The sequence below is a fragment of the Nocardia sp. NPDC055053 genome (assembly GCF_053608285.1).
Map to the genome: position 1 here is coordinate 1 of NZ_JBSGVD010000071.1, position 14,203 is coordinate 14,203.

A 14,203-nucleotide genomic window follows, 5' to 3' on the forward strand; every position below is an offset into this window, starting at 1 on the left:
GGTCAGGTGCCGTTGCGTAGGCGACGAAGGAGCAAGCAACGGCACCTGACCGGCGGGACACAAGGGGCCGCGAACTCGAGCGCGCCAGCGCTCCAAAGACACAGGCGAGCGTCAGTCTCTGAGCGCCATCCGTGCCGACTGCCCCGGACGCCGTTGGCCGGGGAATTGACCACCGTGGCAGTCGTGAATGACGCTCGCCTGCCAACCCGGGATACCCATCGAGCGGATGTGAGAAACAACCACGCCCTCGATTCACTGTCCTGACTACGCCTTATAGGTCGCACGTCCAGCTGTGGTCCTGATCTCACCGGGCGGAGAGTGCTAACTCCAGCTAGCACCCCGTACGGTGGAAATCAGCGCGTGGCTTTCAACGATGCGGGCCCCGTTCCCTCGGGTTTACCCACACGCAGGAAGGACCGCATCGTGACCGCACATCGACCAGCGCAGATCGTGCGCCTGTCCGCGACCGTCATCGCCGGCGCCGCCAGCCTCTGCCTCACCGTGGCCGCGGGCGCCTACATCGTCAATCACATGCCCGGATTCGCGCAGCCACCGGCCGCCGACCACGCGGCGCCTTCCGATTCATCCGGGCACGGGCATCAACGTCCGCCGCTCGCCGGGGAACCCTCGCCGCGGGCGGCCGCCGATATCGTCGAACTCGCGGTGTCGTCCGAGCGTGCCGTGCCGACCGCGACCCGCACCGTGGCGACTCAGCAGTCCGGTGCCGGTGTGGCGCCGGACAGTTCGGCACTGGGCGGACGGCTGCGGATCGGGACCAGCAGCTATGTCGGCGCGCAGGTCGCGCCTGCGCGCACCGACACCATCGCGTTCACGGTGGACACCAATCTGGTGACGACCATCGCGACGAAATACCTCGGCATCACAGCCGATCCGGCCGGGGTGACCGCGCTGCGTACCGAACTCGACACGCGCCGTGGCGAACTGGTCTTCATCCTGTCCGATCCCGGTCTCGGCAGTCATACCCTGCGCGTCGAGCGGGTGCAGACGCCGTCGGCCGATGGGCGCAACGGCACCCAACCCGCCGCGGACGAGGTCCCCGCATCGGAGTCGCCCGCCGACGAGGCGCCGACTACCGTCGGCGTGTGAGTTCTGGCGGCACCGAAGACGGTGTGTACGACTTCTGCGTGCTCGGCGGCGGCATCGTCGGCGTGGCGACCGCGCATCGGCTGCTGACAAAGTTTCCCGGGGCGAGCCTGGTGCTCGTCGACAAGGAGTCCTCCCTCGGCGCGCACCAGACCGGGCACAACAGCGGTGTCATCCACTCCGGGATCTATTACCCGCCGGACAGTTTGAAGGCCAGGCTGTGCCGCGCGGGCGCGCGGTGGACCAAGGAGTTCGCCGCCGCCAACGACATTCCGTTCCAGGAATGCGGAAAACTGCTGGTTGCCACCGATTCGGCCGAGCACGCGCGGATGCTCGACCTCTACGAGCGGTCGATCACCAACGGTGTCGACGTGGAGGCCATCGACGCGGCCGAGCTGGTCCGGCGTGAACCCAGGATCACCGGTGTCGGTGCGCTGTTCGTGCCTGCCACCGGCATCATCGACTACACGAAGGTGACTGAAGCCCTGGCCGACCAGGTGACGGCCATGGGCGGCCGGATCATGCTCGGCATCCCGATCGAGTCGATCAGCGAGACCGATTCCGCCGTGACGGTTTCCGGGCCGACCGGCTCGACCACCGCGCGCACGCTGGTGGTCTGCGCGGGTTTGCAGGCCGATCGGATGGCGCGAATGGCCGGTATCCGCACCGACTTCCGCATCGTCCCGTTCCGTGGCGAGTACTACCGGCTGCCCGCCGGCCGGGCCGACCTCGTCAGCACGCTGATCTATCCGGTGCCCGACCCGGCGCTGCCGTTCCTCGGCGTCCACCTGAGCCCGACCATCGACGGCGAGCTGACCGTCGGCCCGAACGCGGTCCTCGGCCTGGCCAGGGAGGGCTATCCGAAGGGCAGCGTCGACGTGCGCGACGCGATCGACGTCCTGAGCTTCCCCGGTTTCCATCGGGTGGCCCGCGACCATGTCCGCACCGGGGCGCGCGAGCTGCGCAATTCGCTGTTCAAGCGCGGCTACCTCGCCGAATGCCGCAAGTACTGCCCGGAACTCACCACCGCCGACCTGCTGCCGCATCGTGCGGGAATCAGGGCGCAGGCGGTGCTGCGCGACGGCACCCTGGTGCACGACTTCCTGATCGAGCGGACGCCGCGCTCGATTCACGTCCTCAACGCGCCCTCACCGGCGGCGACCTCGGCGATGCCGATCGCGGAATACCTCGTCGACCAGCTCTGATCGCCATTCCGGCGAATAAAGAGGAGATTTGTAGTAATTTTGGGGCCATCCGTGATCAGGGAGGTCCGATGGGCCACATCAAGTATGCGTGTGACGTCGGCGCACCGGTCGACGTCGCCTTCGCCTACACCGAGAACTTCCGCAATGTCGCGCACTGGATGTCCGGCGTCACCAGCGTCGAGCCCACGGGCGAACCCGATCGGGGACTCGGCGCCGCCTTCGCGATGAAAGGCCGCCTGTTCTGGGTGATCCCGATCCGATCCACCTGTGAGATCACCGAATACCGGCGCAACGCGGTAATCGGGTATACCCTGCGTGGGCGGGTATACGGAACCGTGACACTACGGTTCGACCCACTCGGCTACGAACGGTCTGTGCTGACCTCCGAAGCCGACTATCCACCACCACGCGGTGTGTTCGGCCGCCTGTGCCAGGGCCTCGTAGACGCGGCCGCGAGATCGGCACTGCGCCGTACGGAGTCGCGGTTGCGAAGGGAGATAGAGGCATTCCACGGTACCGATCTTGTCGGCCGCATCGCCTAGGGTGGCGGTCATGATCATCGTGAGCACCGACGGGTCCTGCCTGCGCAATCCCGGTGGTGCCATCGGCTGGGCCTGGGTGAATCACCAGGGTCCCGCCGACAGCGGGGGAGCGGTCAGCGGTACCAACCAGATCGCCGAACTACGCGCGGTATTGGAAGCCATCCTCGCCCACCCCGGCACCGAGCCGATGCTCATCGAGAGCGATTCCCAGTACGCCATCAAGTGCGCCTCCGAGTGGATCGGCAGCTGGCGGCGCAACGGCTGGCGCACCTCCACCGGCGGCGCGGTGAAGAACGTCGACATCATCAAGCAGATCGACCGTGCCATCAGCAGGCGCGAAGGACCGGTCCGTTTTCGCTGGGTCCGCGGGCACGTGGGCAACTATTTCAACGAACAAGCCGACACACTGGCAGGCGCGGCCGCACGCGAGGCCGCCGCCCGCCCGGCGCAAGCCGAAACCACCAGACCGCGGACCACGGGGAAGCCGGTCGAGCCGGCGGCGCCGTCCGGAACACTCACCCTGTTCTGACGGGTCGGCACGACCGGGGTTGGTCCGCACGAAAACGCCTCCGGCGGCAGAGTCGCTCTGCCGCCGGAGGCGTTCGCATCGACAGATCAGTTACCGGGAGCAGGCGCCGGCGCGGGTGCCTGCGTCGTCGGCGCAGGCTGACCACCGGGGGCAGCGCCACCGGAGGCTCCGCTGCCGCCCTTGAGCAGCGGCGAATCCAGCTTGCTGACCAGCCACTTGCCGTCGTCGGACTTCTCGAGGGTCATCTCGACGGCGAACATCATCCGGTCCGGTTCGGTCTGGGTGAAGTTGGTCCGGTACTGGGTCATGGTGACCATGGCCTTGACGTCCTCGGTGGTGCCCGAGATGTAGGCGCACTGCACGTCCTCACCGCGGGACTTCACCTGGGCCTGGACCATCGCGCCCTTGAGCGCCTCGCTGGCGTCGCTGAATTCCTTCAGGTAGTCGCCGGTGGCCCCCGCCTTCATCGCGGTGATGTAGCCGTCGAGGTCCTTCGAGTAGTCGTAGTTGGCCAGAATGTTGCCGTAGTCGCAGGCCGCCTTCGTCGATTCGGCGATGGCGTCGAGCTTGTCGGCCTTGTCATTGCTCTGCAGGAAGAACACCACGGCCGCGGTGGCCGCGCCGAGCGCAACCACACCGGCCACACCAGCCGCGATCCAGCCCGTGGAGCTCGATTTCCCGGTCGAAGCGGGCGCGGGAGCCGCCGCCGCCTCGGTCACGGTCTCTGCCTTGACAGTGGCCGCGTCCTGCTCGGGAGTGGCCGCCGCGCCCTTGACGGTCGCATCGGCCTTCGCCAGATCGGGCTTGTCCGCCGTGGCAGCGTCCTTCTTGCTCTCGGCGTCGTCGCTGGTCATCGAATCAATCCTGCTCTTTCCCGGCGCACATAGCGCACCGATATCGTTCGTGGGCCCGTGAGCCGGACCACACGTTCTCCTCCAAGCGAGTATGCCCGGTCCGGTGCGTGCGCTCCGGGCCGGGCATCAACTCAGTTCGCCGGGATGGGTGTCCGCTCGTTCGGATCGACACCCGGGGGCATCTGTGCGCCGTTGTTCGGCACGTTCGGTCGCGGCGCGTTTGCCGAACCGCGGATCTGCTGATCGGCGGGCGGGTTGACGCAGTAGTTCCACTTCGGGATCGACCCGTCCTGGACTTCCTCGTTGCGCCGGTATTCCGTCGCGTAGTAGCACGTCGGACGCGGCCAGACGTCGATGATCGTGTGGAACTCGCCGTCGTGGGCCGGAGCGGAGATCGAATCCAGACCCAGCGCGAGCGACGGGAACAGCAGCCGCAGCGCGGGCTGACGCAGCTGCGCCGCCCTGGTGATGGACACGAAGTTGGCCGCCAGGCTGCTGATCGGATCGGCCGTCTTGTCCAGGACAGCGCCGAGCGCCTCGAACTGCGCCGGCGCGTTGTCCAGGACGCCCTGCAGTTCCGCGTTGGCGTTGTTGAACTGCGTGAACAGCGTGCCTGAGTTGCGGGTCAGCGTCTGCAGATCGGGCTGGGCGTGCGAGGTGGTCTCGGCGATCACCCGCAGATTCGCGATCAGGTTCACCGTCTGCGGCAGCAGGTTGTCCAGACCGGCCACCACCAGGCTGACCCCGTTGATGAGACCACGCAGCTGATCGGGACCGCCACCGAGCGCGATGTCGAGCTCGTTCAGGATCGTCTTGAACTGCTGCGGGTCCACCTGCGCGATCAGCGCGCTGGTGTCGTCGAGCACCGCCCACACCGGGGTCGGCGTCTTGATCTGATCGGGGTTGAACTTGATCACCGCGCCGTCGGCGAGGAACGGGCCGACATCGGTCTTCGGACGGAAGTCGATGTACTGCTCGCCCGCCGCGGACAGCGCCGCCACCTGGATCATGGTGTCGACCGGGATCTTGTAGCTCTTGTCGATCTGCGCCTTGACCGCGATCGCCTGACCCTGGTCGATCAGCTCGACGGTGCTGACCTTGCCGATCCGGTGCCCGCGCAGGGTCACGTCGTTGCCCGGCTGCAGACCGCCGGAGCGGTCCAGGTTGACCGTCACGTCGTACTCGGACCGCAGCGGGTTCACGCGCATGACGTTGACCAGCAGGTAGGTCGCGCCGACGATCAGCACGACCACCAGGGCCGCGTTCGCCAGCACGATCTTGCTACCGAAGAACTTCTTCGCCTTGCTCATCGGTGGCCTCCCACTCGGCCCTGAACGATCTGCAGCACCTGGATGAAGGTGCCGACGAAATCGTTCACGTCCTTGAGATCCGGGAACTTGCTGTTCGCCGGATCGGTCAGCAACCCGATGTCGAGGTTGGTCAGCGTCGCGTACGGCGCGAGCGACTTGCCCTGGAACGTCTGGTTCGCGCCGGGGCGGATCGCGTGCAGCTGGTCCATGACGTAACCGAAGTCGTCACCGGTCGCGGCCAGCGCGTTCATCAGGTTGTCCAGATTGGTGAGCAGTTCGGAGAGCTGATCACCGGTGGTGTTGGAGTAGTCGCCGAGCGCGGCGCTCGCCGTGGCCACCTTGGTGAGCAGATCGCCGATCGCCCTGTTGTTCTCGGCGATGGCGCCGATGGCCTGCGGCAGGGTGTCGGCCACCTGACCCAGCTGGGTCTTGTTGTTCTCGATGGTGTTGGCGAGGGTGTTGAACTCGGTGAGCACCGCGTCGACCTTGGCGCTGTTGTTGTTCAATTCGCCGACGGCACCGGTCATCTCGGTGATCAGGTGCGCCAGATTGCCGCCCTGCCCGTTGAGGATCGAGCCGAGTTCGGTGCCGAGCCTGCTCAGGCTGGCCACGCCGCCGCCGTTGAACAGCATCGACACCGAGATCAGCAGCTCTTCGACAGTGGCGCCCGCCGAGGTGAACTCGCGGGTGAGCTTGTCACCGTCCTGCAGGACGGCGCCCCCGCTGGTGTCGTCCTTCGGCTTGGACAGCGCGATGAAGACGTCACCGAGGGGAGTGGCCTGACGCAGCTCGGCCGTGCTGCCCTTGGGCAGCTGGATGTCCGTGCTGATCTGCATGTCGACGACGGCCTGGAAGTTCTTGGTCGAGATGTCGGAAACCACACCGACATCGGAACCACCGATCTTCACCTTGGCCTGATCGGGCAGGTTCAGCGCGTTGTCGAACACCGCTTGGATCGTGTAGGTATCGCCTTCGGCGCCCGGCTTGGGCAGCGGCAGATCCTCCACGGTGAAACCGCAGCCGGAGGTGATCGCCACCGTGGCCGTCGCGGCCGCGGCGACGAGCGCGCGGCGGGCTTTCATCGTCATACGTAGGGTCATTTCGTCAGTCCGAGCAGTGCGGCAGTCAGGCCATAGTCAGGCCCGAAATCCTGCATGTTTCCGGAACGGCAGCCATCGGACTTCATCTGGATCCGCTCACAGAACACGCTGACGATCTCGCCCGAGAGGGCGGTACCGATCAGCCCGTGCAGGCGGACGAAGCCCTTCTCCTTGTTGATCGCGCCGTCGATGTTCTGCATCAGCAGCGGGACGATGTCGACGATCTCGACCATCGCGCCGGAGTTGGCGCGCAGCTGGTTGGTGACGTTGGTCAGACCGGTCAGCGAGGTGGACAGCTCGTCGGCGTGCTCACCGAAGGTTGTCGAGGTGTTGGCCAGGAACTGGTTGAGCTGGTCCAGGGTGGCTTGCAGGCCGGGAGCCTGTTCGGCCAGCAGCCCCGACATGGCGGTCACCCGGTCGCTGAAATCGCGGACCGACTGATCGTTGTCGGCCAGCATCGTCGTGAGCTCGTTGAGCTTGATGATGATGTTGGAGATGGCGTCTTTGTTGTCGACACCGACCTTGAGCGCGCTCGAGAGCGCGTCGAGGGTTTCGCGGATTCGCTGGCCGTTGCCGTTGAGCACCGGGTAGAGCACCCGGCCCGAGAGCGGGCCGAGGCCTTCCTGGCCTTCTTCCGGCTTGAGCGCCGCGGAGAACTGGTCGATGGTCTTGATCATCGTGTCCAGCTCGACCGGGGTCCTGGTGTTGGCCTTGGTCAGGTGCTGACCTGACTTCATCGCCTCACCACCGGTGTAGGGCGGGCTGATCTCGATGTGGCGGTCGGTGACGATCGAGGGCGAGATGATCGCGGCGATCGCGTCTTTCGGGATCTTCACGCCGGCGTCGATGGTCATGTGGACCTCGACGAAGGTGCCCTTGGGGATGATCTTGTCGACCTTGCCCACCGCGAGGCCGAGAACCATGATCTCGTTGCCCTCGTACATGCCCGCGATGTTCTCGAAGTCGGCGGTGATCTTGGTCGAGCGGCCGAGCGCGTCGTTCACCTGGCCGGGCAGCAGCGAGCAGCTACCCAGGGTCAGTGCCGTGGCGCCGATCATCAGGGATCGGGCCAGCGTCTTGCCGCGGAACTTGGAAGTCAGTTTCATCCTGCGCACCCCTGGATCACCTGAACGAAGCACAGCCAGTTGTCGGGGAACAACCACGGCAGCGAGACGTCGCCGTAGTTGCCGTTGCCGAGCGCGTTGTTGAAGTAGCGCGCCGTGGGCTGACCGATCTGCAGCAGCTTGTCGAGATTGTCCTTGTTCTTCTGCAGACCCTCGGCCATCGTGTTGAGCTGACCGATGGTGCCGCCGAACTGATCACCGTTCTCGGCGCCGATCTCCTCCAGCTGACGGGTCAGCGTGGCGATGTTGTCGAGCAGCTGACGCAGCAGGTTCTGCCGTTCCATCACCCGGTTGGCGATGGCCTCGCCCTGGGTGATGACAAGCAGGATGCTGTTGCGGTTGTCGGCCAGCAGCTGGGTGACCCGGTTCAGGTCCTTGAGCAGGCTGTCGACCTCGACCTTGCGCCGGTCGACGACCTTGGCCAGGGCGCCGACGCTGTCGAGCGCCTGGGCGACGAGCTCCGGCGATTCACCGAGCTGGCTGTTGATCGTGTTGAGCGAGGCGGCCAGCTTCTTGGTGTCGAGTTCCTCGAACTTCGGGGTACCGACCTGCACGACATCGGCGATGTCGTAGGGCACGTCGGTGTTGCTGCGCGGGATGGTCTTGCCCTTCAGGCCCGACCCGTCACCCGGCTGCAGGTCGACGTAGCGCGCGCCGAGCAGCGTGGCCATCTTGATCGCGGCGTGCGCGTCGGGCCCGAACTTCAGCGAGTTGTCCACATCGAGGGTGACCACCACGTGATCGCCTTCGATCCGCGCGCCGGTGACCGTGCCGACCTGCACACCCGAGACCGCGACCTTGTCACCGGTCTTGATGCCGGCGGCCTGCACGAACTCCGCCTCGATCGACTGCCTGCCGAGCCCGATGAACTGGTAGACGGTGGAACCGACCAGCAGCAGCACGATGGCCAGCGAACCGATGACACCGAGCCAGAAGTTGCGGTTGCCCAGGAAGGTCTTCTTCAGCGTGCTCATCTGCAGACCTCCGAGTGGGAGGTGCCACCGATCTGGCTGAACAGACCGCGCGGGAACAGGACACCGTAGAGCGAGATGTCCAGGCCACACAGGTAGGCATTGGCGTGGGTGCCCTCGGAGGTCATCCGGCCCAGGTCGGCGAGCATCGACGGCATGTCGATCGCGACCTGGTCGAGCTTGGCGCCGTTGGCCAGCAGCAGGGTCAGCGCCGCGGTGGACGAGTTCTGGGCCGCCGCCAGCTGGGGCTGGATCTTGCCGACCATGCCGACCAGCGAGGTCGTCGCGTCGGCGAGCACGACCGTGGAGGCCTGCAGCGACTGTCCCTGTTCGTAGAGCCCGCCGATCAGTGCCCGGGTCTGGGTAACCAGGGTCTCCAATTCATCCCCTCGCTTGGCCAACCCGGCCATCACACCGGACAGGTTGGTGATCACGTCGGACAGGATCGCGTCCCGACGCTGGAAATCCGAGGCCAGCTGCGCCGCCTGGACGATGAAGGACGACAGCGAGACCCCGTCACCCTGGAGCGCCTGGATCAGCGTCTCCGACATGGCGTTGACCTCGGCCGGCTCCAGCGCCTGGAACAGCGGCTGGAAACCGTTGAGCAGCGCGGAGATGTCGAACGAGGGCTCGGTGCGGTCGATCGGGATGACCGAACCGCTCTGGAGCGCCTGCGGGCTCGGCGCCTTGCCCGGGGTCAGCGCGATGTAGCGCTGACCGATCAGGTTCTGGTACCTGACCAGGGCCTTGGTGTCGTCGAAGACCGTCTGGTCGCTCTGCACGATGAACGACACCTTGGCGTCGTTCTTGCCGTCGAGCTCGATCTTTTCGACCTTGCCGACACGCACGCCCGCCATGCGGACATCGTCGCCGGGCCGCAGGCCGAGGACATCGGTGAAGATCGCGGTGTACTTGCGGGTGTCTCCGTCGACCGTGCGGGCGAGCGTGTTCCACACGACCACGATGACCAGCAGAGAAACGAGCGCGAAGATACTGAACCCGATCAGTGGCTTGCGGATGCTCATGCGCCACCCCCGTTTTCGGACACTTGCAGGGTTCCGCCCTTCAAAATCGGACCGAGCAGCAGGAATTCGGATGCCGTCGGCTTACGCCCCAGCAGTTGAGTCATCGCCGCTTCGCCCTGATAGGAGATCGGCTTGCCGGTGGTCGCCGGCTGCTCCGGCGCCGCGGCGGGCGCGGCCGCGGGGGCAGGCGCGCCACCGAGCACACCGGGCAGACCCGGAATCTGGATCGACGGAACCAGGCCCTCGAGCGGCGTGCCCGCGAACGGCTTCACCTCGGTGCCGTTGGCCGTCTGCATCGGTGCGATGCCCGGCGTGGTGAGGCCGGGGATCTCGGGCATACCAGGGATCACCACCAGCGGCGGCAGTCCGGCCGCCGAGTCGAGTGCGCGCGGGCGCACGCTCTCCGGCAGCGGCGGCAGGCTGACCTCGGCGGGCGCGGTGAAGCAGCTCGGCCCGAGCAGGTCGCCGTAGCGCGGGCAGTCCGCGACGGTGTTCGGCTGGTACGGGGTGAACGTCAGACCCGCGTTCCACACCATCTGCTTGCCCGAGGGGCCGCCGTGGAAGGTGGTGTTCAGTTTTGCCAGCGAGGGTCCGAACACGTCGAAGGTCCTGGTGATCGAGGCCGGATCGTCGGCGACGGCCCCCAGGGTGGCGTTCATGCCGGTGGTGACCTCCTTGCCGACATCGGGGTTGGCCGCGAACAGGTCGTTGACCTGGTCGGTGGTGGCGCTGGCACCGGCGAGCAGCGCGATCAGCTGGTCGCGCTTGGTCGCGATGGTGTTCGCGGTCTGCACCGAGCTGCCGAGCACGTCGAGCAGTTCCGGCGCCGACGCGTTGAGCGCGCGCGCCGAGGCCGAGAAGTTGTCGAGCATTCCGCCCAGGTTCGGGCCGGCGTCGGCGACGGTGGTCAGCCAGTGGTCGAGACGCTGGATGGTGGAGCCGGGGACCCGGCCGCTGCCGTCGAGCGCCTGGGTGAGGGTGCCGAGCACCCGGCCCAGCTGCACCGGGTCGACCTCGTCGAGGATGTCGCGCACCGTAGTGAGCGTGTCCTGCAGCGCGATGGTGCCCTGGCTGGTGTCCTCGGGGATCTGCGAGCCCTCGTGCAGGTACTGGTTGGACGCGCCGTTGAAGACCAGTTCGACCGAGGTGACCGCGAACAGGTTGCTCGGCACAACACGGGCGGTGACGTTGGCCGGGATGTCGCCGGCGAACTCGGGCTTGAGCTCGATGTTCACCTTCTGCACCGCGCCCTTGTCGACGATCTCGACGTCCTTGACGACGCCGACGAGCACCCCGCGGAACTTCACGTCGGCGTCCGAGGGCAGACCGTCACCGGTCGTCGACAGGTTGGCGGCCACATTGACCTTGGGCACGAAATAGCCCTGGTACCTGGCCATCAGGAAACCGAGAATCACCGCGAAGACGGCGAGACCGCAGACGCCGGCGATGTAGAGCTGTTTCATCGTGGGACCGCGCCCACTGGGATCGATGATCATCGCGCGCCTACCCCGAGATCCTGATTCCGGGGTCGACGCCCCAGATCGCCAATGTCATGAACAGATCGGCGAACACGACCAGGATGATGCACATCTTGATCGCGCGGCCGGCCGCGACGCCGACGCCTTCGGGACCACCCGAGGCGAAGAAGCCGTAGTAGCACTGGATGAACGTCGTGATCATGACGAACACCACCGCTTTGAGCAGCGAGTACAGCACGTCGGTCGGCACCAGGAATTGGTAGAAGTAGTGCGAGTACGTACCGGCCGCTGTTCCACCGATCAATTGCACGGTGATCGAGCAGGACACGTACGCCATCACCAGGCCGATGCAGTACAGCGGCACGATCGCGATGACCGCCGCCATCATCCTGGTGCTGACCAGGTAGGGCAGCGGGCGGATGGCGATCGAGTCGAGCGCGTCGATCTCCTCGGAGATGCGCATGGCGCCGAGCTGGGCGGTGAATCGACAGCCCGCCTGCGCGGCGAAGGCCAGCGCCGCGAGCAGCGGGCCGAGCTCACGGGTGGTGGCGAAGGCCGAGATGGCGCCGGTGATCGGGCTCAGGCCGAGCAGGTTCAGCGAGGTGTGGCCCTGGATGGCCACCGTCATGCCGCCGAAGGCGCTGATGATCAGGATGACGCCGATGGTGCCACCACCGACGACGATGTTGCCGTTACCCCACGTGACGTCGGAGAGCAGCCGCCAGATCTCTTTCGGGTACTGCTTGAACGCCAGTGGAATCGAGCCGACGGAGCGCAGGAAGAAGAAGACCTGGTGACCGAGGCGGGCGAGCAGGTCGATCGGCGCCTTGCCCGCCGCCTTGAGTTGGCGTAGCGGCCGCAGCAGCGGGGGTACGTATGTTGAAGATGACATGCTCAGACCACCTGTGGGGGAAAGACTGCGGCGTAGATCTGCGTGATCGCCACGTTGACACCGAGCAGCATCACCATGGAGCTGACCACCGCCGAGTTCACCGCGTTGGCGACGCCACCGGGGCCGCCGCGGGCGTTCAGACCGCAGTCACAGGCGATGATCGAGGCGAGCAGACCGAAGATGACCGACTTGAGCAGGGCCACCGCGAGGTCGCGGGTGACCGCGAACGAGGCGAAGGTGCTCATGTAGGAACCGGGGGTACCCGCCTGGGCGAAGATGTTGAACATATAGCCGGTGATGAAGCCGACGAAGACGACGAAACCGCACAGCAGGAGGCTGACGAGCATCGCGGCGCCGAGCCGGGGGGCAACCAGCCTGCGCAGCGGGTCGACGCCCATGACCTTCATCGCGTCGATCTCTTCACGGATGGTGCGCGAGCCGAGGTCGGCGCAGACCGCCGAGCCGACCGCACCGGCGATCATGATCGAGGTGACCAGCGGTGCGCCCTGCTGGATGATGCCAAGGCCGTTGGCGGCGCCGATGAACGAGGTCGCACCGACCTGGCCGGCGACAGCGCCGACCTGGATGGAGACGATCACGGCGATCGGGATGGCGACCAGCAGCGTCGGGGCGGCGGCGACGCCTGCCATGAACGCGCACTGACGGACGAATTCGTCGAAGGGGAAGCGCCTGCGGAAGATCGCGACGATCAGCTCGGTGACCGCTTCGATACCCATCGTGATCTGTCGGCCGAAGGTTTCGAGGGACTTCTTCGGATGGTCGTCCCAAAGGCCCTTGGTCCGGTCGACAGCTTCGCTGACTCGTGAACGGGCGGGCGGACTCTCGGTCGACTGCACTGCTAATACCCCTCTCGACGCCAGGTCATCTACACCCCGACGACTTGTTTGCTTGACGCACCTTACTACGGAGTAGCGCAGAACACACCACCGACATGTGAGCGCTGTCATAGACAGAGGTCACTGTCGCGAACAGCTATGAGTCCTGCCATGTCGGACCATACAGCCCGTAATTGTGGGCGGCAGCGCGATTAGGAGCGATGGCGTTTTCGGTACGGATTCCCAGTACCAGCGGTCGCGCCAAATAAATATTGCGGAAAACTGTCATTCATAACGAACCCACCGTTCGAATACCTGAACAGATCACAGGAAGAACTCATAACTGGTCAATTGATCACTATTTTCATAGATAACCGCTATGACAAAGGGCGGGTGTGGCGGGAGGGCGCGCCCGGGACAGTTTCCAGGCACGATAGGCAGAATGAATTGATATCGTGCGGACTTCCGACGTCTGGAGGGACATGTTCACCACACTCGCCAAGGTGGCCAACGCCGCCTTCGCCGTCGTCCTCGGTGCCGCACTGCTCGGCACCGGCGCTGGCGCTTCGCAGGCACAATCCGGCCCGCCGGTGCTCGGTGGCGGCTCCGGGATCGTCATCGACAGCATGTACGAATGCACCCTCACCACCGTCGGTCACGACGGCGCGGGCAGACTCGTCGGCCTCACCGCGGGCCACTGCGGCGACGCGGGCGCCTCCGTCGCCGCCGAGGCCGACCGCGGATTCGGCGAGATCGGCCGGTTCGCCTACAGCAACAGCCAGCTCGACTACGCGGTCATCGAGTTCACGCCGGGGCGGATCATCCCGGTCAACCGGATCGGCAACGTCACCATCACCGGTGTCGGCGGGCCTGCCCAGTTCCCGACGATCGTCTGTAAGGAAGGCCGGACCACCGGCAACACCTGCGGTATCACCTGGGGTGACGTCTTCCAGACCAATACCGAGACCTGGACTCAGATGTGTGTCGTCGAAGGCGATTCCGGCGCACCGGTCGTCGTCGGCTCGACCCTGGTCGGCATGGTGAACGCCTACCTGGCCGTTGCCTGCTTCGGTCCCGAGGTCGGCACGAACATGAGCTCGATCATGAACGACATCAATGCGCGCGGCGGCGTCGGATCGGGCTTCCACCCGGTGTAGTCGGCGGCTGGCGCCGCGGGTTCGCGGCCCCCTTGTGCCTCGCGTCCGAGGGCCGATACTGCGGCTTCGCCGTTCC

14 protein-coding genes are annotated in these 14,203 nt (G+C 66.0%); 5 read left to right on the top strand and 9 right to left on the bottom strand.

All coding sequences use genetic code 11. The annotated features are described in order from the left end of the window. The first annotated feature begins 423 nt into the window (after positions 1-423). From ACWF82_RS33830 to ACWF82_RS33845, 4 genes are all read left to right on the top strand, one after another. Positions 424-1,107: a hypothetical protein gene (locus ACWF82_RS33830; RefSeq protein ID WP_452507639.1), complete on the top strand. Its 684-nt coding sequence runs from the start codon at positions 424-426 to the stop codon at positions 1,105-1,107. Then, positions 1,104-2,309, top strand: a complete 1,206-nt coding sequence (lhgO, locus tag ACWF82_RS33835) for an L-2-hydroxyglutarate oxidase (RefSeq protein ID WP_452507640.1) — start codon at positions 1,104-1,106, stop codon at positions 2,307-2,309. Before ACWF82_RS33830 ends, lhgO begins: the two co-directional genes overlap by 4 nt. Before the next feature lie 68 nt (positions 2,310-2,377). Then, a complete protein-coding gene (locus tag ACWF82_RS33840) occupies positions 2,378-2,851 on the top strand; it encodes an SRPBCC family protein (RefSeq protein ID WP_452507641.1) in 474 nt (157 codons plus the stop codon). A 10-nt stretch (positions 2,852-2,861) separates the two neighbouring features. Next, positions 2,862-3,380: a ribonuclease H family protein gene (locus ACWF82_RS33845; protein WP_452507642.1), complete on the top strand. Its 519-nt coding sequence runs from the start codon at positions 2,862-2,864 to the stop codon at positions 3,378-3,380. Between the two features lie 86 nt (positions 3,381-3,466). Here the strand turns inward: ACWF82_RS33845 and ACWF82_RS33850 are convergent, their stop codons facing one another. The 9 genes from ACWF82_RS33850 to ACWF82_RS33890 all read right to left on the bottom strand — a co-directional run bounded on the left by ACWF82_RS33850 (position 3,467) and on the right by ACWF82_RS33890 (position 12,991). Continuing rightward, positions 3,467-4,234, bottom strand: a complete 768-nt coding sequence (locus ACWF82_RS33850; RefSeq protein WP_452507643.1) for a hypothetical protein — start codon at positions 4,232-4,234, stop codon at positions 3,467-3,469. 131 nt (positions 4,235-4,365) lie between these two features. Beyond that, a complete protein-coding gene (locus ACWF82_RS33855) occupies positions 4,366-5,544 on the bottom strand; it encodes an MlaD family protein (RefSeq protein ID WP_452507644.1) in 1,179 nt (392 codons plus the stop codon). Continuing rightward, entirely contained in the window at positions 5,541-6,632 is a 1,092-nt protein-coding gene (locus ACWF82_RS33860; protein WP_452507645.1) for an MCE family protein, read from the bottom strand. Before ACWF82_RS33860 ends, ACWF82_RS33855 begins: the two co-directional genes overlap by 4 nt. Positions 6,633-6,640: 8 nt before the next feature. Then, positions 6,641-7,750, bottom strand: coding sequence for an MlaD family protein (locus ACWF82_RS33865; protein WP_452507646.1), 1,110 nt, complete (start codon positions 7,748-7,750; stop codon positions 6,641-6,643). Then, complete coding sequence (locus tag ACWF82_RS33870; protein WP_452507647.1) at positions 7,747-8,742, bottom strand: MCE family protein; 996 nt, start codon at positions 8,740-8,742, stop codon at positions 7,747-7,749. The genes ACWF82_RS33865 and ACWF82_RS33870 overlap by 4 nt, the downstream gene beginning before the upstream one ends. After that, positions 8,739-9,764, bottom strand: a complete 1,026-nt coding sequence (locus ACWF82_RS33875) for an MCE family protein (RefSeq protein WP_452507648.1) — start codon at positions 9,762-9,764, stop codon at positions 8,739-8,741. Before ACWF82_RS33875 ends, ACWF82_RS33870 begins: the two co-directional genes overlap by 4 nt. Continuing rightward, positions 9,761-11,260: an MlaD family protein gene (locus ACWF82_RS33880; RefSeq protein WP_452507649.1), complete on the bottom strand. Its 1,500-nt coding sequence runs from the start codon at positions 11,258-11,260 to the stop codon at positions 9,761-9,763. Before ACWF82_RS33880 ends, ACWF82_RS33875 begins: the two co-directional genes overlap by 4 nt. A 7-nt stretch (positions 11,261-11,267) precedes the next feature. Beyond that, positions 11,268-12,134, bottom strand: a complete 867-nt coding sequence (locus tag ACWF82_RS33885; protein ID WP_452507650.1) for an MlaE family ABC transporter permease — start codon at positions 12,132-12,134, stop codon at positions 11,268-11,270. Positions 12,135-12,136: 2 nt separating this feature from the next. Next, complete coding sequence (locus ACWF82_RS33890) at positions 12,137-12,991, bottom strand: MlaE family ABC transporter permease (RefSeq protein WP_189031656.1); 855 nt, start codon at positions 12,989-12,991, stop codon at positions 12,137-12,139. Positions 12,992-13,452: 461 nt separating this feature from the next. On the opposite strand from ACWF82_RS33890, the gene ACWF82_RS33895 reads away from it, so the two are divergent. Then, entirely contained in the window at positions 13,453-14,127 is a 675-nt protein-coding gene (locus ACWF82_RS33895; RefSeq protein ID WP_452507651.1) for a serine protease, read from the top strand. Positions 14,128-14,203 lie beyond the last annotated feature (76 nt).